Below are 22,615 nucleotides of genomic sequence, written 5' to 3' on the forward strand. Positions count from 1 at the left end.
ATGTCGCTGAACCCGGTCGTGGAACTGCGGAACTCGTTCGAGGGCCTGCCTACCGCGGTACGGCGTCCCATCGAGATGGTGGTGTTCGGCGGAGAGCTGCCGCGCGCCGATATTTCCGGGATGCGTCAGATGGCCGCGGAGTTCCGGGCGAAGGCAGCTGAGCTGAGCCACCATTCGGAGGACGCGAACGATCTACTGGCGCAAGAGAATTCGGTGGGTGTTCTCGGCGACCGGCTGCGCGAGACGTTGCGTGTGGACCGGGATGGGGCGGCCCGTCTCGGTGACGACGCGCTTGCCCTGGCCGATCAGGCGCAGGCGGCTGCCGGCGATGCCGAGAAGACGCTGTGCGTGATGTTCGTCTTCGGGATCGAGTTGGCGTGGCGGATCTTCGGAGTGCTGTCCGGTGCCGCCGCGGCCGGTCCGGCCGGGGAAATGGCGGCGGTGCCGGTGGTGGAGTCGATGCTGGTCGAGGGTCGCGGCCGGGTCGCGGTGATGCGTGCGGGCCTGGAGCAGGCATTCAAGGAGGGCGCGACACGGACGGCCATCCGGCGGTCGGCGCTGGGATCGCTCCGGTTGCCTATCACGCTGGGTCGGGCCGCGGCCCTGCCGGTGAGTGTCGACGCGGGCGTGCAGGCGCTGCAGGTCGTGTCCGGGGATCGAACCCCCCGTGTGATCGGACCGGACGGTGCGAATCCGACGGGTATCGATCCGACATCGATCAAAGTCGCGGCCTTGGCGGGTGCGGGTGGTGCGTTGGGCGGCACGGTCGCGGGCCGGGTCGCGGCGAAGGTGATTCCCCGGATCGAGGGCAGCCGATTGGCGCTCGGGTTGGTGCACGGCACTGCGGGCGCGGCAGCGGGTTTGGGTGCGGCGACGTTGGTGACCGGTTGGCCGCAGCATTTCGATCAGGTGCTGGCACCGTTGCTCAACGGCGGTTTCGCTGGGGTCGTGCACGCGCACGCCCCAGCTCACCCGGGATCGGGTTCAGTGATCGACGGCGGTGGGGCTTTCACCCGGCCCGACCTGCCCGCAGCCGTACGCGGCGAGTCACCGGCACTCCCACCGGTCGAGGTGTCCGCGGCATCCAAGCAGGCGTGGGAGGCTGCGAAGAGTGCTTGGGCGGCGGCTGCGGATACGGCGGCCGCCGGGAACGGGCGGGTGGAGGTACCCGCAGCCGGAGCGCACGAGAACACCGCGCCGGTCATTTCCGGCGAATCGCGCCCGCCCGCGGCATCGGGCTCCACCCCGCGCACAGACTCGCCGTCACGCACTGACTTGACGCCACCCAGCGAGGCGACCGGCCGCGCGGCGGCGAGAACCGACTCCGCTGCCGGACCGGCGGGCCGCGCGGAAACCGGTGCGCCGGTGGAGCGTCCGCAGCCGGGCGAATCCCCGGCCCGCGCGAATACGACAGCGGCACGTCCGGTCACCGCCAGTGGGGAAACGTCCGCTACGCCGAAGGTTCCGGCCAGCGCCCTGGGCGGTCGGCCCGGTACCGGGCCGGATACGCCTGCCGCCGGGGAACATCGAGCGCCGGGGAATCACGAGCACGGCGATCAGAATTCCGCCGAAACTCATAAGACTCCGGCCGATGCTCGCCCGGCCGCGGATACCGGCGACGGGCCCGAAACGCCTGCCGCCGATGAACACCGGCTGCCGGGCAATGCGGGGCACGATCCTGTGGCGGAGTCCGGCAACCCGGCGCACGCCACCAGCGACCCGATGCAAGCAGACGCGACCGCGGAGTCCGGCGATACTTCCGGTCCGCCGAGCGCTCGTGATCAGGCGGTCGATTTGCTGACCGATTTCCACGCCAGTTCCGGTGATCAGGTCCCCGAGCAACTGCGGCTGTACAACCTCTCGGACGAGGTGTTGAAGGCTGGGTTGTTCGACGACACCGACCCGCGGGCGTCGATGCTCGCGACGGCGGAGATCATCCGGCGCGGCACGATCAGCGACGCCATGCCAGGGGGGATGGTGTTGCGGACCGAGCAAGCGGAGGGGATGTACGCGCTGAACAAGCGTCCGGTGGAGATGAAGCCGGGCGAGGGCAAGTCGCTGATGTTCATGGCGGCCGCGATGCAGCGGGCGGTGCGGCACGGTGAGTGTCTGCTGGTGACGACGACCGACGGGCTGGCCCACCGGGAATTCACCAGGTATCGAAAGCTGTTGACCGACTACGGGATCGACGTGATCCGGGCCGACCAGCAGCAGGGTTTCGGGCCGGTCACCGAGGGTCGGCCAGCGATCGTGGTGGCCACCGGCGAAACGGTCGGGCATCTGTGCAACGCCGGTCACCAGCCGCCGCGCCACGCGTTGATCGATGAGATGGACGGGATCATCGACCGTGGTGAGAGGCAGTTTCTCCGGTCGGAAGGGGTGGAGGAGGCCGCGCACGAGGCGACGGCAAGCGAGGTGTTCGCCGCGCACGATTTCCTCGCCGACGCGCTGGCGAAGGGCGCGTTGTCGCATGCGGACTTCGGTCTCACGCGGATCGTCGACGAAGTCGGCCTGCATCCGGACGGAACTCCCGAGGTCGAGTACTGGTACGACGGGCAGGCACAGCTGACGCCGACCGGACGGGCGAAGGTCGAGGCGCTGCCGGGCGGCGAGCAGTGGCTGGAAGGGATGGGGTCGTCGCGGCTCGAGATGGCCGCCGCCGCCGAGTTCAGCTGTCGCGCCAAAACCCATTATGTGATGGACGCGGGCAAGGTCGTCATCGTCGATCAGAGCGAACACGGTCTGCAACGCAACCCGCAGACGTCGAGCGAGTCACGGTGGAGCGCCGAGACGGGCAAGGCGAGCCTGGCCCAGGCCGTGGAGGCCAAGGAGATCCGGGCTGCCGAGGCCCGCGGGATGAGCGCCGAACAGCACCAGATCGTGGTGCGCGCCGACGCCGAGGACACCAAGAGCATCACCGCCGTCGAGATCTACCGCCAGGGCGGCCGGTTCTTCGATGAGGTCACCGGTGCGTCGGGCACCCTGGCGGATCTGAATCCCGTGCTGGACAAGATCTATGGCCTGAAGGAAGCACACCAAGTCGACCGGTCTCAGGAGCAGCGGCTGATGGAGGGCGCCCCCGATGTGGCGGCGAATACCCGCGCCAAGCTGGGCGCTATCGCCGAAGGTGCGCACCGCGTGTGGCAAGGGGGTAGGGGCAGGGCCCAGGAGATCCTGTGTCATCGCAACGACCTCGTCGAGAGACAGGTGCAGGCGTTGGTGCGCCAAGGCGTGCCCCGAGAGGCGATCGAGGCGGTCGACGCCGATCGGATCGCCAGCTGGGGGGCCGAGTGGGAAACCGAATTGCAGCAGGTCTTCGATACCGCCGGTGAGCAGGGCAAGATCCTGGTGATCAACCGGCAGGGCCAGCGCGGTGTCGACATCGCGGTGTCGGAGGCGGTGCAGGCCAAGGGCGGCATGTTCGTGTGGATGACCGAAGTCCCCGAGCAGTCCTACATCTATGAGCAGGGCAAGAACCGCACCGCCCGCAACGGGGATCGCGGCTCCGCGCAGGCACTGATGGCGCCGCAGGACGCGTTGATCCGCAAGGCCATGCACCTGCAGGGGGTACGCCAGGCGGCGGTCCGCTACGACCAGGCCGCCGACGCTCACCGCACCGACCCCACCCCCGAAAACCACAACAACCTCGTCGAGGCCAGCGACAACCTCAGCTCGCTGGTGCCGGAACTGCAACAGCGCGCTCTGCGCCACGCCACCGCCGACTTCATCCGCCACCACGCGTACATCACCAACGATCCGGCCGCCGTTCGCGCCGCCGCCGAAACAGGGCGCTACCAAGGCTTCTCAGAGACCGGGCCAGGCATCGCGGACATCGGACAGCCAGGCGTCGCGGACATCGGACAGCCGGACCGGACGGAGGACGGGGCCGCACGCCTGGCCGGGCTGCTGGGGATCCCCGCCGCGGCCGTCGCCGGGAATGCCGCCGCGCTCGAACAGGACGGCGTCGAAGACCCACTGGGCAGACTGCTCGAACAGACCGGGCTGCCGCCCGCCGCGGTGGCGGCATTGCGGCAGCAGGTCGAGGCGACCGCACCCGCGACGGTCGCGCAGTACGCGTGGCTCGACGACGAGCAGGCGATGGACCAGCTGGTGCCGAAGCGAGACCAGTTGGCCCGCGAACTCGGCTTTGACACCGGGGATATCGACGGTGCCGAAGGCATGCGCAAGCTCGACCCCGCTCTGACCGACGCCACAAACAACCTCGCGCAAGCACTGGGTTATCCCCTCTCCAGCATCACCCCCGCCATCGCCCGCGACATCCTGGGCGAGGTGGTCGACCACCAAATGCCTGCCGAGGGTGCCCACACACCGGCCGCCCGCGACGATGCACTCGGCGACGAAGCCGGACCGAACTCCGTGCACCCGGTATCGGTGAGCCCGGAAGCCGAGGACGTGATCGCGGCGGCATCGCACTACCTGGCCACCGCGGCCCTGCTCGACCTGGCCGTCGCAATCCACCGCCGAAGCCCCAACAGCTGCGTCAACAACGCCGTGACCGGCATGCGGGTATTGACCGGACGCCGCATCGAGATGCCCGCCACCGCCATGGCCGGTCACAGCCGCGCCGTCGTCGCGGACGTGTTCGGCGCGCCACTCGAGAACGCCGGATCGCTGGACGACGTGGCCGAATCGCTGAAAACTCGGCCGGGCGGCATCGCGGTCCTGGTCTACAAATGCAAGAACACGGAGAAGCAGCGCGGAACGGCCGCCAACGGCAGGAACGACGCCGACAACCACATGGTGCTGCTGGTCAACGACAGTGAGCCGGGTGAGCCGCCGAAATTGGTCGTGGTGGACCTGGCAGCCGATCGAGACGGTGGAACCGACACCGACTATGGCCCGAAAGACCTCCAGAACCGTCGCACGCTGCTGAACAAGGCCGTCCCGTTCGAAACCTGGCGACAAAAGCAGCGAAAATTCATCAAAAACGTACCCACCGACAAGCGCCTCTTCGAGACCATCGATTTCGATCGCGACGGCAACCTCATCGCCAGGTCCCACCGTGACGTACTCGCCGCCGAAACCGTCGAGGTCGACGCGGAGACGGTGCGGGAAATCAACTCGATACAGCTGGACTGGTCGGTGAATGTCGACGGCACACCTGATCTACCGTCGAGGACCGATGCGGATATACCCGACAAGGCGGACATTTACCGGTCGGCCGAACCCGCCCGCACCGGCCACCGCCCGCACGACTCCCCGGCCGAGCCCGAAACCGGACAGGAACCAGAGACCGCCGATCGGGCACTCGCGCAAAGTATGAAGGCCGACACCGGCGACGCACCCGGTGATCGGATCGGCAGCCGTCCGCACGAGGGCACCGCCGACAGCAAGCCAACAGGGGATGCTCCGGGAGACCCCGAGGGACCGTGGCGCGAGTTCGCAGCGGCGATCCCGAAGCTGGTCACCGCCGATGCGCGAAGGTGGGCAGCGCAGGGAAATAGCCCCGATTTCCGCTGGTTGGCGTCCCAGCTGGGTCCGCTTGCCAGGCACTTCTCGACGGTCGGCGACGTCGCACTCCGTCTTGACTCCGACGAGCCGTTCGCCGATTTCCTGCCCCTGTGGAATCGGTTCAGCGAACTCACTGCCGAGTTCGAGCACCAAGGTTTCGGGATCTGGTACGAGCGCACCATGCGTCAGCTGCTCGAATGGATGGTCGAGTGCGCGCCGGTCGGCAAGTACCGGAATTCCTACGAAGCTGTCGAGGGCGTCAACGACACGGGGGCCTACGTCGGCATATCGAGCGAGGTCAACCGGGGCGGAATCATGCGCAGCATCATCGTGGCCGCCCAGGGCACGCCGCGTGGTGGCGTGATGTTCGCCGACGGGTGGGACGCGGTCGGCGACATCGTCCACGGAATCGGGGGTGTCTGGGTCCAGAACAACAAGATGCTCGGTGACAATCTCCACACGTTCAACGCGGGCATCCGGGAAAAACTGTCGCCCGAGGACGCGGCGCGCGCCACGTTCACCGGAAAGATGGCGTGCCGAAGAGGATTCACCGAGGTCGTCATCGACCACACGGCTGGCGACCCCGGCAACTACAACACAGCCCTGGTGACGTTCGTGCGGCCGAGCCGCTCGAGGGAGATGCGCTGCCGCGCTCTGGGACGCCTCATGGGGGTCAGCCTTCCGGAGGTGTTGGATCGAGCGGGCTGGTCGTCCGAGATCGCCCGCCTGCACGAGGCTGCGCTGGAAAGCGCGGAGTTATCCCGCACAGCGTTCCGTCCGGGCGCTACCGAGGTGCCCGCCGACGGGTCGCAGGTCGAGACACAGATCGCGAAGGTCGAGCGGTTGGCCGAGTGGGTGGCGCAATGGTGGGCCGAACAGGACGCCCGCGACCACTCCGCCGTCGCCACGGTCGCCGCCGACGTGGTGCGCCGCAATCCCGGCGCGCGGCAGGTGACACCGAACACCGTCCTGCTGCCCGGACACACCATCGTGGTCATCGCCGAAGACGGCCTGCACGACGACGCCGTGACCGACATGATGCTGCACAACCTCGAGCTGCGTGCTGAACTCCGCAGCGCCGGTTACGCTCTCCGGAAACTGAAACCCGTTGTCGAACAAGATGATTCCAGCAACACCCGGGTGTGGTCAGCGGACCTGGGGACCGTCCACATCAACGCGAAGCGCGCAACGCCCGACGATCAGGACCTGGCGCGGAGTCGCAGGGACGAGCAGGTCCGCAGCGAGTTCCAATCGGTGATCACCGACGGGGCAAACCGTGACACCTCGTCCGCGGCGTATCTCCGCACGGATTGGCCGCAGCGGGCGGCACTCGTGCGACAACGGCACGACCTGACCTCGCAGCTGCCGGGAATCCCGGCGCGGTGGCGCAACCGCGCCTGCCGCTACCGGCTCGCCCAGGAGGTGGCGCGGCTGCGCGACAGCAGGGAGAACCTGGACGAGGCCGCACGGCGACGACTGGCCTACCTCGAGACCATCGGCGCCGTGCTGGCCCGTGCCGACGAGCGCGCCGGCCGAATGTCTGGGCAACCCGAGGTGTATCTGTGGGCATTCGACCCGGACACCGGATACCTGGTGTTCACCGTGGGAGACCCGGATCTGGTGCCGGACGTCGACGACATCACCGATCGGCACATCGTCGATTCGGGCACCGCCGATCTGCTCGGCGCCGATGTTGATCGGGTCGTCGACGAGTTGTCCTCGGACCGACAGTTCGGACCGAGGCACCGCCGGGCCGTCGTGATCTTCGTGTCCAGCGAAACCGACTCGGACGCCGAGCATCGAAGGCGGGCAGACCTGACCGACATCACCGCCACGCGGGCGTTCTACCAGGACAGGGTGGCCGATTCCGCCACGGAAGGAAGTGCTCTGGTCCGTCTTCTGGAAGGCGACCGCCGCGACACCGTGTCCGAAATGCTGTGGCTGGTAGAACATCTGATGCCGGACCACCCGGTTCACGTCGTCGGGGCAACGGCGGGTCCTGATTTCCCTTTCGGTACGCCCGGCGAAGAATTCGCGGCCAGGGTGGGCGCCGACTGGTCGGCGGTATTCCGCAGGCCCGAAGACGCGGCGACGCATCTGGCTGGCAGACCGGGTACGTTCGCCCTGCTGGCCGTTGAGAACCCGGCTCGTGACTACAGCAGCGGCGTGGATCTGGTGATGGTCCGCAACGATGGCGACGACCGCATTGTGCAGATCGACCTGAACCAAGTCAATCCACACAGCGTCGAACCGGGTGCCACGGCCCGAGCCGCCCGCACCCGCGACTGGCCGCCGTTCGACCCGTCCGGATGGGTGGGCAAGTGGGACAAGGGATTCGGGATCGTCCTCGGACCCGACGGCCCCGAGCGCCCGCTGGTCGACGGCGAATCGGCGGGTGTACGCGGCGAGGATTTCCCAGATGGCCTGATCGGAGCGCGGCCGACCGAAGGCGGATCGGGATCGGCGTACGAGCGCTACCGGCAGCGCACCAGGCAGTACCAGGCGCACGGCCCACTGCACGACCGGCACCGGATGATGCTGGCCGACCACCTCGCCGCAGCTGTCTATGAGATCGACGACCACACCGCCCGGTTCCTCGCCGCCGCCGTCCAGGGAGTCGTCACCGATCGGATCGTCTCCGGCCGCAGCGCCGATAACGCACTCCTGGGCTCCGCCGACGTCGACCCCGACCCGATCGCGGCCCTCCCCGACTTCGCACCGATGGTGACGACCGCGGTTCATGGTCTACTCGCCGAATTCGGCGAGACGACTCCATCGCGCGATGGTCGACCGGACCCGAGCAGTGGTCTGATTGGCAGCAGGCCGTTCGAGGAGCCCGATTCGCAGCGGGGCGCCTGGCTCAAAGCCCGGCGACTCGAGCTGGAGATGACGCAGGTACAGCTCGCGCAAGCGACGGGCGTGGCGATGCGCGTGCTTTCCGGCATCGAGACCGGGAAGCGGGAGCCGACGCTGGGCATCTTTCAGCGGATCTGCCGAGCGCTCGGGCTCGAGGGTGCGGCCTTGTCCGAGGCCGTTCGACAGTTCTATTCGGACCGTGAGCGCGACCACGATCCGGTTGCGCATGATCCTGGGTCGCCGGGGAGCTGGGTGATGGCGCTCTGCTTCGCACAGGGTGCGAGCCTGGACGAGCTGGCACCGCGCGCGAATGTCCCGACAGCGGATATCACCGGAATCGAGCGCGGGACCCGTCCGGATTCGATTATTTTCCGGCGGATCTGTCGTGCGTTGGGGGTGACGCCTGACGTTCTCGAGGCGGCTACTGGGCATTTCTATCCGGATCTAGTTCTCGATCTCGATCCGGCCGCGCACGATCGCTGGACGCCGGGCGGTTGGTTCGTAGCGTTGCGGCACGACCTAGATCTGACTCGGACCGAACTCCAGACGGCGATCGGGCCCGGCTGGGGTGACCTCTACGACATCGAGACCAACATCTACCGGCCGAAGTACGCGGCATTCCGGCAAATCTGCGATGTGCTGGGGGTCGGCGACGAACTTCTGCACGCTGCCAACCGCCAGTTCTATTCCGACATCGATCTCGATCCGGAACCGGCAGCACACGATCTCGGCAGGTGGATCACCAACCGACGCAACGTTCGGGGTATGAGCCGTGCCGAACTCGCCCAGGTGACCGGATTGTCCGGATTGTATCTGACCGAGGTAGAGACGAAGAATCGGCGCCCCCCGTCGGGGGCGTTCCTGCGGATCTGCCGAGCGCTCGGGCTCGAGGGGGCGGCGTCGACCGAGGCCGTTCGACAGTTCTATTCGGATATGAATCTGCATTCCGATGCGGCCGAACACGATTCGCTGGCCGACTGGGTGGTCGCGCTGCGCAACAACAAGGGCATGACCGAGGCGGACCTCGCCAGCGCGGTGCACGTGTCGCCGAGACAGATCGAAAGGATCGAGAACGGAGACCGTCCATCGCTGGGTCTCTTGTTACGAATTGATGATGTCCTGGGGGTGGGGCGGCAAGAGTTCGCGGCGGCTGCCCGTACCTTCTATTCGGACCTCGAGTTCGATCTCGATCCGGCGGCGCATGATCCCGGGTTGCCTGGTAGTTGGTTGACGGCGCTCTGCGTCGACCGCGGGGTAGGCCTGGTTGAGCTGGCGCGGACCGTCGGTGTGACCGCAGGAGTTATGACCGGAATCGAGGGCGGGACCCGTCCGGATTCGATTATTTTCCGGCGGATCTGGCGAGCGTTGGAGGTGGCGCCGGAGGTTGGCGAGGCGGCCACCGGTCGTTTCTATTCGGATCTCATCCTCGATCTCGATCCGCTGGCACACACTCGCTGGAACCCCGGTACATGGATCGTGGCATTGCGGCACCACGTGGATCTGGTTCGCGTCGAACTTGCGGAGGCAACAGAACTGGGCTCGAGTCGGCTCTCAGCAATCGAATCCGGAGATAGGCCGAGCCATGCGTTATTCCGGCGGATCTGCGATGCACTGGGGGTCGATGACGAGCTGCTACAAGCCGCCGCTCGCCGTTTCTATTCGGATACAGATCGTCGTGCTTCGGTCAATCGCAATCCCGCTTCTTACGAGTCGCTGGGTCGTTGGATTGCGGCCCGCCGCCATCGCCAAGGCATGTCGGTGGAAGAGCTTGCACGCCGGGCGCAAATGCCCGAACACTCTATTGTCGACATCGAAAACCACGGACATCTTGCACCGCTGGTGGAATTGCGAGAAATATGCAGTGTCCTGAGCGTTGATGGTGCTGTGTTGCTGAAAGCGATCGATGCGTTCTATGCGGACGGCCAGGAGCGGTCCGGCTACCGCGATGAAGAAGAGCTGTTCGCGCAGTATGTCGTCAGTCGGGTGCATTCACCGGAAGAACGAAATATCAGGAACGAGATCTGCGCCAGATTTGCGTGGGTTCCGAATGCATTGGCGCGGCGTGTGCCTCCAGAAATCAGGGGTGACGCTGTACGGGCCGCATGGGCCGGGATTCTGAGCGCGATCGACAACCACGTCCCCTCTGCATCGTTCGTCCCCCATGCCTGGACCAACGGAAGCAGAGCAATTCTGCGATACCGCGTCGCACGCGAGTTACCAGATCTCGACAATCGCACCCTGAACAAGATTATCGCGGTAAGCGTGCGGATCGGGAGGATGGCTACCGCGGGCGAGGTTCTAGACGATGCGGAGATCGCGCGCGCCATGGGATCGACAGTGGCCGATGTCATGCTGGCGCGAGAAATTCTGAGTCGGCCTACCCTGCAACCGGATGCGCCGATTACGGGTCGGGACAGGTCCGGGAATCGGGAATTGGGCGATTCGGCTGCCTCCACAGGGTTTCCCGATACCGATTTCGCGGTGACGGTTCGCGCTGCGCTGGCTGATATGCCGGATGCCGGTATTGCGGAGCAGTTGATGATGCTGCATCTGGTGGAGGGCACGCCCTTAGTCGGTGCTGCCGAGCAACTGGGGTTACCGGCCGCGGACGCGGCCCAGGTTCTCGCCGATTGTGTTGCACGGCTGCGCAATGCGTTCGACGAGCGTGGAGGTCAAGGTGGGCTGATCGGCAGTAGGCCACGTGAGCAGGCCGATACGCAGCACGACGTCGCGCCCGGCGCGTGGATCAAAGCACTGCGGCTAGAGCGGGGGATGACGCAGAAACAGCTCGCGCAAGCGCTGGGCGTGACGATCAGCGCACTGTCCGGTATCGAGATCGGGACGCGGAGGCCGCGGATCGGCACCTTTCAGAAGATTTGCCGAGCACTCGGGCTCACAGAAGAGGCGTTGACCGAGGCCGTCCGGCGGTTCTATCCGGATGTCGAGCTGGAAACCGCTGTCGCTGCCCATGATTCGGTGGGTGGCTGGGTAGTCGCTCTTCGTAACAGCAAGGGCATGACCACGGTGGCCTTCGCGGGTGCGGTCGGTATGGGCAGGTCGCGGATCGAGGATTTCGACCGGGGGGAACGTCCGCGGCCTGGACTATTCCTGCGGTTCGCGCGTGTTTTGGAGGTAGGGCCCGAATCGCTGGCGGAGGCGGCTCGCAAGTTCTACCCGGATGTCGAGTTCGATCTCGATCCTGCCGCGCACGACCCGGCAGCGCCCGGTCGCTGGATTGCGGCGTTGCTCGATGACCGGGATATGTCCCAGGTCGACCTGGCACTGACTGCGGGCGTATCGGCAGAATATCTCAGCAAAATCGTTGGCGGGGTGTATCCGACCCGGGCACTCTTCCAGCGGATTTGCTTGGCCCTGGGGGTTGTGCCGGAAGTCCTCGAAGCGGCGATTCGCCGTTTCTATCCCGATCCCGATCCCGGTGTGGACGTCGATGTCGCGTCGTATGAATCGCCGGGCCGTTGGATTGCGGCCGTGCGCCACAGCAGAGGTATGTCGGTGGCCGAGCTCACGCGGCGGTCACGAGTGGCTGGTAGTTCGATTTCTGCCCTCGAAAAAGGCGCGCGTCTTCCGCGGTGGAAGACATTTCGGCAACTGTGCCGGGCATTGGGTGTCGGCGACGAGTTGTTGCTGGAGGCACTCGATCGATTCTATGCGGGTTCCTACCCGCGGTCGGGCAACCGAGACGAAGAAGAGCTGTTCAAACGGTACGTCGTCAGTGGGATTGGTTCACCGGAAGAACGTGCGATTCGGGGTGAGATCTGCGACATCATCGGGTGGATTCCAGATGCGGTGGCGCGTTATGTGGCCCCGAATTTGCGAGACGAGACGGTACAGGATGCATGGATGGGGATTTTGGGTGCGATCGATAACCACGTCCCCTCATCGTCGTTTACCGCCCACGCCTGGGCCAGCGGTTGCGCTGCGGTCCGCAAATACCGGCTCGCGCGTCAGCTGCCGGATATCGACAGTCGCACCTTGCGGAAAGTCATCGCGGTGCGAGCGCACATCGGCCGGATGGTTTCCGCGGGTGAAGTTCTCGACGATAGAGAGATTGCGCGCGCGGCGAGTATTACTGTGGCCGATGTCGTGTTGGTGCGCGAGATTCTGGCTCGGCCCACCGTACAGCTGGATGCGCCGATCACGGGCAAGGATGGGTCCTGGACTCGGGAATTAACTGATCCGGCTGCTTCCGCTGGGTTTTCCCATGCTGATTTCGCGGTGGCGGTTCGTGCGGCGTTGGCTGATATGTCTGATCCCGGCGTCGCGGAGCGGTTGGTGATGATGCATCTGATGGAGGGCATGCCCTTGGCCGATGCTGCCGAACGACTGGAGTTGCAAGCCGCGGACGCAGCGGTGGTCCTCGCCGATTGTGTTGCGCGGCTGCGCAATGCATTCGATGAGCATCGACCCTCCGGGGTGACGACGAGCAAACAGGGCCCGGCACCGCTGACACGGCGGACCACGACGAGGGCGGAGCCGGATCAGCCACCTGCGCGAAGCAGCGATTCGGAGCCGGGCGAGGGCAGCCCGAAACCGGGCGGCCGCATCGGCAACCGAACGGCGGCGGACGAGGGTGGTCCGCGTGGGCTGATCGGAAGCAGGCCGTTCGAGGATTCGCCTGGTGAGCGGGCATTCGCTGGTCCCGGTTTCGAGGAACTGGTGCAGGCCGGCCTGGATTCCGGTATCGCCGAACGCTTCGTGGCAGAGGAGGCGCCGGGGGTGAAGGTCGAGGAGGTGACGTTCGACAATGGTCTGCGGGTGTTCATGGAGACCTACGTCGATCCGATAGACGCACTTGTGCAGGTGTTGCAGACCGAGGTCGCCGCCATCGTGGGTGCTCCGGTCGCCCACGCGATGCTGCACCTGGAGGATGACCGCATCTATCGGGAGCTCACCCCTGGGCAGCCGGGAGACAGTGTCGATGTTGTGGACCCGGAGGTTCTGGGCTCGCCCTCGGCCACCATGCTCGGCTTGTTCGATGCGGTGACCAGGACTCACCGGACGGCGCGCGAGTGGAGTGTGGCCGACAACGCGGTGATGGGCGGACGTTCCCGATCCGACGTCGACGCGACGCCCGGCGGTGTGTTCGCGTCGTCGTTCGTGTGGCGTGTCGACGGCCGTGAGGTATGGCTGGACCACGCTATGCCGACGTGGGATGTCGCGGCCATTCGGGAAGCGGTGGCCTACCTCGAAGCGTGGATCTCGAATTTTCCGATGCTCGAGGAACATCGAGAGGTACTACTCGATATCCACGGTAGGTATATGGCGGCGTTGGCGCAGGTCGAGCAGCATGCCGTGCTTACCTCGGGTGAGATAGCGCATCGCGCGGGGCTCGATGCGCAGGCGCGGGCCAAGGCGCGGTTGGTCGAGACATTCAACCTGAAGTATCCGCATGTGGCGATGGTCGGGTTCGATCATCCGGATGTGCCTGCTCATGTTGTCGAGGAGATTCTCGGTGGGTTGGCTGAGATGTTCACCAGGTTCCCGGACCGGACCAACATCCGCGAGCTGCGGATCGACTACACGGATTCGGAGACCACCAGCGCCAGAACGCATTACGGTCCAGGCCGGACCCCGACTATGCAGTTCAGCCTGCGCGATGCGGCCAGGTCGGCACAGGCTGTCAGACGCGGAATCCGGTTTCTCGAATTCGGCTTGAATCCGGTCGGCGACAGGCCATTTCATTACGACGCCGTGCACCAGTTCGTGCATGCGATCGATGCCGTGGAGGGGCTGTCGAAGAATCTGCAACAAGTGCTGTCGCAGACCCATTCAGAGCTGTCGAGGCTCGGCCTGATCGACGAGCACTGGTGGACCTGGTTCGCTCGACTGCCGGAGTACGCCTTCGGAAATGAAACCAAGGCCGTACTCAACGACGTAGAGGCGCTCGCAGTCGGGTTCGCCGAGGCGGACATCCACGGCGCGGCAGTCGGGACGCCGCAGTGGGCGATCCACGAGTACGTGACCACGGGGCGTCCGCCGCGGGTCACACCGGATCTCGAGGTCGATCTCCCCGCGCATGGGGATCCGGATTCGAATGGTTCGGGTGGACTGATCGGCAGCAGGCCACATGAGAACGATTCGCAGTCGAACGGCGAGTGGGGTGCTTGGATCAAAGCACTGCGACTCGAGCGGGCGATGACGCGGGAACAGCTCGCGCAAGCGGTGGGCCTGACGAAAAGCGCACTGTCCGGTTTCGAGACCGGGAAGCGGAAGCCGCCGCTCGGCACCTTTCAGCGGATCTGCCGAGCACTCGAGCTCGCAGGCGAGGTGCTGACCGAGGCTGTGCGACGGTTCTATCCGGATGTCGAGCTGGAAACCGATGTGGCAGCCCATGATTCGCCGGGTCGCTGGATCGCCGCTCGTCGTAACACCAAGGGCATGAACAAGTCGGGCCTGGCACGCGCGGTCGGTGTGGACCCGACGTCCATCGGTGATATCGAGCGCGGGGAGCATCCGCGGCCTGGACTGTTCTTGCGGATTGCCCGCGTTCTGGGTGTAGGGCAGCAAGAGCTGGCTGAGGCCGCCCGCAAGTTCTATCCGGATGTCGAGTTCGATCTCGATCCGTCCGCCTACGATCCTGGCTCGCGTGGTAGCTGGATTGCGGCGCTGCGCCATGACCGGGACATGTTCCAGACCGAGCTGGCACGGGCCGCGGGCATATCAGGAGCATATGTCAGCAAAATCGAGAGCGGCGAGTACATTCCGAGGCCGCTTGTCTTCCGGCGGATGTGCCGGGCCCTGCGAGTGGCGCCGGAAGTTCTCGAGGTGGCCACTGGTCATTTCTATCCGGATCTCGAGCTGGATCTCGACCCGACCGCGTACGATCCCGGGTCGCCCGGTAGTTGGTTCGTGGCGTTGCGGCACGACCGGGATCTGACGCAGGAAGAGGTCGTGAAAGCGACTGGGTCCAGCGTGGGTCATCTTTCGAATGTCGAAAGCGGAAAATCCGTGGGGATCGCGGTATTCCGGCGGATCTGCGACGCCCTGGGGGTCGGGGACGAACTGCGGCGGGCTGCAGCTCGTCATTTCTACCCGGATATCAATGTCGATATCGATCCTGCTTCGCATGATTCGCCGGGTCGTTGGATTGCGGCTCTGCGCAATGACCAAGGTATGTCGGGGGTCGAGCTCGCGCGGCGGTCGCGGATGCCTAAGGGCTCCATTTCCAGCATCGAGAACCAACAGTTTCTCCTGCGGCTGGGGAAGTTACGGCAGCTATGTGGTGCGTTGGCTGTCGGTGGTGATGTGTTGCTGGAGGCCGTCGAGCGATTCTATTCGGATCGCTTCGAGCGGTCCGGCGATCGAGATGAAGAGGCTCTGTTCAATCGATATGTCGTCAGTCGGGTGGGTTCATCGGCGGAACGGGAGATCCGGGACGAGATCTGCGCCAGATTTGCGTGGGTTCCGAATGCGTTGGCGCGTCGTGAATCTCCGGAGATCCGCGATGAGGCCGTACAGGCCGCGTGGATGGGGATTCTGAGCGCGATCGACAACCACGTCCCGTCTTCGTCGTTCGCCGCCCATGCCTGGGCCAGCGGTCGCGGAGCGATCCTGACATATCGCCTCGCGCGCCGGTTCCCGGATCTCGACAATCGCACCCGGTGGATAGTGCGCAGGGTGGAAGCGCAGATCGGGAGGATGGTGTCCGCGGGTCAGGTTGTCGAGGATGCCGAGATTGCCCGCGCGGTGCGGTTGACAGTGGCCGATGTCGTGTTGGCGCGGGAGATTCTGGCTCGGCCGATCGTGCAACTGGATGCGCATGTCCGAGGTACGGAAGGGCCGCTGCATCGGGGATTGGCCGATCCGGCTGCTGCTACCGGGTTTTCCGACACCGATTTCGTGATGGCGGTTCGTGCTGCGTTGGCTGATATGGCTGATTCTGGTCCTGCGGAGCGGTTGGTGATGCTGCATCTGGTGGACGGCGTGCCGTTGGCCGACGTCGCCGTGCAGTTGAGGTTGCCGTCGGCGAGGGTGGCCGAGGTTCTCACCGATTCTGTTGCGCGACTGCGCAATGCGTTCGACGAGCGTCGATCCTCCGGGGTGACTACGAGCAAGCAGGACCCGGCACCGCTGACACCGTGGACCACGACGCGGGCGGAGCCGGATCAGCCACCTGCGCGAAGCAGCGATTCGGAGCCAGGCGAAGGCGGCTTGATCGGCAGCAGACCACACGAACACGGCGAGACCCCACAGCGTCCCACACCGGGACAGACGACGCCCTGGTCACGGGAGGTGATCGACGAACCACACCCCGACCACCAACTCCGCGAACATCCGTCGCACACGATCCCCGAGCGGCCCGCCGACCACACGCCGGGCCCGATCCCGCTCACCCCCCGCGAGACCGAAGTTCTCGCTCGGGTGCGACAGGGCATGACGCACAGCGAGATAGCGGCGGCACTCGATCTTTCCGTGCTTGATGTGCGGGCGAACCTGACCAGTGTCCGCCGCAAGCTCAGAAATGAGCGGGCACGGCTGGTGGCGGCGAGCCGTCCTGCCGACCCGCCGTCCACGACATCCGAGTTCGACCGGTTCCGAGCGGCCATGTACGCCGCCTTGATGAGTGCCGACCAGCCGGATCCGCGACAACTGCTTGCCGAGGCGAGCCCCGAGCAGATGGGATCCGCTGTCCAAGGGCTCAGTTCGGCTCATCGAGGAGCGCTACGCCAGCTGCGAGCGGGAGCGGGTACACCGGTGATCCGCAGCATGGCGCTCATCGCGGCTCGGCGATGGGTGACCACCCTTGCGGCCGAACACAACCGGTCGATGGCGCTGTTGGCCACAGCGCTGGCCGAGGCGAGTCCCGCTGACCTGCAAACGGCGCTCGACCAACTCACCGCCGCCGAACGCCAACTCCTGGTCAACCGGTTCGGACCGGCGACGTCGCCTGCCACCTTCGAACCTGACGATTCCGTGCGTCGCTTGCGCGCGGTCGACATCGTCCGGCACGTCGCGGCGCGGTTCGCGACCCGTGCGGGAATGTCCACCGTAGGCGAAAGCGATTTCGACAAGAGCGGATTCCAGCGCGGACAACATCTCGTGGAGAGCGAGCGTCTTGCCGCAGCGCAGCACGCGAATTCCGCGGCGGCCCAGACATATGCGGCGAACGATTGTCTGGACGCGGTCTTGGAGTGGATGGACCGGCAGGACCCACCGGAGTCAGGCAAACGGTCCAGGGGCAGCCGTCGAGGTTCCTCCTCGGCGACTGCGGATCGACCCGACGGCCGATTGCAACAAGACGGGCCGCCTGCTGACGAGCCGGGTGGCGGCGACCCCATCACCCAGGCCGGTGCTCATCCAGCGACCTCCGGGCCCGACCAGCCGAGGCGGCCGGGCGACAACAACGACACCGGCTTCACGCGGGCGGATGTGGCCCCGGCGTACCGCTGGCGCTCGTTGCCTGTGGATCACGGTTTCGATGACGAACAGCAGCGGCTGGCCGACGAGGCGCTACATGCGGGCGGCTTCGGCGACGCGGATATGCTGCAACGTTCACGAGATCGCCTGTTCGCGGCCTCCGCACAACGCCGTGCGACCGAGAACGGCCAGTGGTGGAACTCGCTGAGCGACCCCGCCGAACCAGGTGAGTTGAGCACTTCGCAACAGGCACTCATCCAGGTCTACCCACACCAGATCGGTAACGCCGACGGCCTTCCCGCCACGATCCGCGACCACGCCAACCGGCTGTCGATCAGCCGCGATCTTGACGAGTTCATAGCCCGTAAGCCAGCGGACCAGAGACTCCTCAACTGGTTGCGGAACCTCACCGACGCCGAGAGGAAGCAGTTCCGAAACCTGATCTGTACCCGAAATCACTTGCAAGAGTTGGACCGACAGGCCGCGGAGATACCGGGCAGTCCGCCGGTGCACCTCCTGTACTACGACCCCACCGCCTTCGACGGCAAAGGGAAGGTCGTCGTCGCGCTCGGCAATGTGGACACCGCGCACACGGTGAACTGGCATGTGCCCGGTACGAATACGACGTCCTCCTCGCTGGCCTACCAGTTCAAGCCGCTGCGCAACCTGTATGAGGAGACGCTGCGGGTCGATCCGTCGCTCGAGCTGGCGTCGATCATCTGGATCGGATACGACGCGCCGGCCGGGCCCGTGAACACCGGTTATGCGAAGGCCGCCTTTCGACGCCGCGCACGCGTCGGCGGCCGTCGGTTGCTGTGCGATATCGCGGCATTCCACGCCACCAGAAGTCTCGCCGGAACCGCCGCCCCCGACCGGCTTGCCATCCGGATCTACGGGCACAGCTACGGTTCGGTGACGATGTTCTATGCGGGCAGGTACGGCGGGTTCGCCGGCTTGGTCCGCTCGGCAATCGCCTCGGGCTCGCCGGGAGCCGCCTCGGTGGGGCATGCCGCAGAACTCGGCATCGGCGCGGACAATGTCTATGTCGCCGCATCGTGGCGCGATCTGGTGACCATGCTCGGAGCGGACGCGCCCGGCGCGTGGAGCCGCTTCAACCCGCGGCTCGGCCTCGGCATTGATCCCGCCACCGAGGCCTTCGGCGGCAAACGAATCGGCGCCGAGTTCCCCGACTCGCCGAACTTCGCCGGCGTCGAGGCCGTGCATCAGGGCTATCTGCACCGCGACCCGGCGACCGGGCTGCCCACCGAAGCGCTGGCCAACGTCGCACAGATCACCGCCGGACGCGGCGACACCCTCGCTTCGGTGGCTCGCCGTCGAACTGGCCGCGGAGTGGTCGCGCGACCCATCGACTCCGAGCGCGGGCGATACGCCGACGGCAACGGCAATCGAGATCTTGACAGTGAAGAGCGAGCCGAGCGGGTGTTGCGTGCGCATTGGGGGCCCGAGGCGACGCCGGCGGATCTGGTGTACCGGTGGCAGCGGCGATCTGCCGCGAAACACGCGGTAGCCGCCGAGGCATGCGCGGCTCACGCCGCCCGGAACGAACGTATCGCGCGGACGCTGAGCGTGGACGATCTGGAGGCGCTGGTGCGGGTGTGGCCGGAATTCGTCGGTAAGGCAGGCGGATTCCCGCGCGATGTGCGCGATCAGGCCAACCGCAGGGTGTTTGCGAAGGCGAGGGCCGCACTCGAGGACGCGGCGGCGACAACCATGCCCACCCGGCGCGAGCGGCGGTTGCGGGAGTATCTGCTGAATGTCGAGGACCTGCTGATCCGGGCGGGTCACTTGGCCGCGGCGGTGCAGACGCCCGGTGTGCCGGCACCGACCGTACTGCTCGAGTCGTTCGATGCCGACGACCCGAGCGGCGGGTCGATCATCATCTCGTTCGGCAGCGGCGACCCGGTCGCGGAGGCATGGCATGTGGACGGCTCCGACCGCAACCTGCGACGCCTGGATCAGCGAATGCAGTTGGCGTGCAACCACTATGAGGTGGCCGTACGAGAGAACCCGGAACGGTCGGTCAGGGTGGTGGTGTGGTCCGGGACCGATGGTCACCGCTTGGCCGGGGATATGGCGGCACTGTGCGGCGATGTGGTTACCGGCGCCCGGCTCCGTCCGGAACGGCAGTTGGTCGTGCACGGGGACGGCGGCCGGTCGGCGAAGAAGGCGCTGGCACACGAATCGGTCACGCACACCGTCGGCACCGTAGTGGTCTGCGGCGAATCGAATCTCGAGACGATGGGCGACGTGCTGCGGGATGTCGCCGCGTCCGTGGACGTCTATTACGGGGTCGCTGCGCGGACGAATAGTCCCGCCAGGTCGATGGAGTTGCCCGGTGTGCAATTCTCGTGCCGGTTTCCTTCCGGGGGTGCGAGCCATACCGTGGCGTTGTTGACGCAGGCACGTGCAGTCGCGCAGCGGGTTGAGCGTGCGCCATTCGCAGCCGGCAAGACCATCGATGACGAATTCCTGCGGTATGTCGATGACCGGGTCAAGGCGTCGACGGATTCGTTGGACAATATGGGCCGCATCCTGGCCGGTCGATTGGACCGGCTGGTGACCTACGATGATTCGAACAACGAGCCGGTCCGCTTTGCCGACTACTTACGCCGGGAGCGGACCGAGTCCGCCTACGATGACGTGCTACCGCATGATCCGAACTCGGGCAATCCGACATTGCGGGTAACCGACGCGGATCACGTGCTCGCGAGGACCGCGATCGACAAGCGCGGCGGCCGCGGAACCGAGCCCAGTGCTTTGTGGCACCGAGGTCTACCGGACGACTTCACGAGAGCCGCTCAACTTGCCGTCGACAATAGGCGGTGGTGGAACCGACTATCGTCCGACGAGCGGCGCGCCGTGGTGGCGGTCCACCCCAAGATCCTGGGCAACGCCCCGGGTATTCCGTCCGAGGCGGCGGACAACGCGAATGACTGTTGGCGATTCGCCACCTCTTCCGCAATTCATGCAAAAGGCAGCAAGAATGCCAGCCGGTCCGAACGCCAGGTCTTCAGAAATCTCTACGCCGTCGATGAGGCACTTACTCGGTCGGTGACGGTGCACCGCGACATTCCTGCACCGATCGTGTCCACGGTGGGGTTGGGCCCGGAGACGTTCGGCGGTAACGGATCCGGCACGATCGTCATCGGCAACTGCCGGCTCGAGGATGCGGAGCATGTGGTCTGGTATGTGGACGGTGTGAACACGCGGCTGCAGTCGGCGCCCAGTCGGGTGGCGAATGCGCGGAATCTGTACGAGGAGTTGGTGCGCGCGGACCGCTCCCGCAAGGTGGCCGTGGTGTGCTGGATGGGCTACGAGGCGCCCGCCAACAACAAGGATGCCTGGGCTGCCAGGCCCGAACTGGCGGAGGCCGGTGGGAGACTGTTCGCGCGCGACGTCCTGGCCCTCCGCGCGGTGAGCAAGGCGAAGTTTTCGGTGCTCGCCTCCAGATACGGAACCTCGACCGTATGCGACGCGGCCGTGGGCGGGCGACTGGATGGCGTATTCGAGCACCGGGTGCTGGTTGGTTCTCCCGGTCGCGGCAGGCGGTTCGACAGCATCTCGGATGCCAGTTGCCTGCACAGCTGGGTGTTGGCACTATCCGGCGACCCGGTTACCGGGTTCGGCGCGGACGCACCCGGCATGCGGGGCCGGTCGCTCGGTGACGGGCCACTCGGTCTCGGGACCGATCCGGCAACCGACACCACTGCGACGCGCCTGCGTGCAGAACGCGGTTTTCCACACTTGTCGGCTCCCTACGACGGCCACGGTGAGTACCTGGATTACGCGCTGGGCTTTGCGGCGCAGCCGTCGGAGTCGTTGCGGTCCGCAGCGTGGTGCCTTGCCGGCCGGGGTGATGAGCTGACCAGGGAACCGCATCGGCCTTCGGTCGATAACCCGACCGTGCTGCACCGCATTCGGGCGAGGGTGGTCGACCCCGTCCGGGATCGCCGCGCGCCGCAATTGGATGCGGCACTCGCAGGCGATCACCGGTCACCCCAGGACCTTCCCGGTCCCGCGGAGAAGACGGCGACCGATCCGGTTGATGCAGGGCGGTCGCGTCCTGCTGAGCCGGACGCCACGGCAGCGCGGCCTTCCCCAGCCGCAGGGCCGCGGATCGCCGTGCAACTCGGGGCAGACGGGCTCGCGGATCCCTCGGCGTGCACGGACGCGCTCGCGCTGGGCGTGCATGCGATCGTCGTGCGGGTCGGCCGGGGCGCTGAGGACGTGGCTGCCCTCGATGCCGTGTGCCGGTCGGCAGCGTTCGAGGATGCGACGCTGGCGGTGGAAGTGCATGCCGGTCCGCGCTGGTCCGACGAGGAGGTCCGGACGAAAGTGGCCGAGGTTGTCACCACGTTCGCGGGTCACGGTATGCGGGGGGAACTGCACGCATTCGATCAGCGGGTACTCACGGCGGCTGCGGAGCTGGCCCCGGACTGTCACCGCGTGACGTTGATCAACTCCCTGACGACGGCCACCTCGGGTGTTCGCGGCGCCCTCGGTTGGATGGCTCGCGCGGTGCGATCCGGGGCAGACGGTATCGACACCCTCCTCGAGGAGGCGCGCCGCACGGGTGCTACCGGTCTCGCCGTCCCTCCCCCGCTGCTGTCCGAGGACTTCGTGCGGCTGGCCCGCGAGGCGGAAATGCGCCTCGCGGTGTGGGGCGTCGCCGGTTCCGGTCGGATGCGTGCGGTGCTCGGGCTGGGCGTCGACGAGATATGGACGGCGAACGTCGAGAAGCTGGCGCTCCTGCGCGCCGAGGTCGCCGAGGGCGGGTTTCGGATACCCGAGCCATTCGCCCGCTCGACGCCATTCTCGGACTGGCCACCCAAGGCCACGCCGTGGTCGCAACATCCGGACCGCCCGTCGCGCGACCGATGAGTCCGAT

At 66.3% G+C, this 22,615-nt stretch carries 1 protein-coding gene; it reads left to right on the plus strand.

The genetic code is table 11. The annotated features are described in order from the left end of the window. Positions 1–22,608, plus strand: a complete 22,608-nt coding sequence (locus OG874_RS21935; protein ID WP_330256986.1) for a helix-turn-helix domain-containing protein — start codon at positions 1–3, stop codon at positions 22,606–22,608. Positions 22,609–22,615: the final 7 nt, after the last annotated feature.

Origin of the sequence: Nocardia sp. NBC_00565 (genome assembly GCF_036345915.1) — a bacterium.
Classification (GTDB): Bacteria; Actinomycetota; Actinomycetes; order Mycobacteriales; family Mycobacteriaceae; genus Nocardia.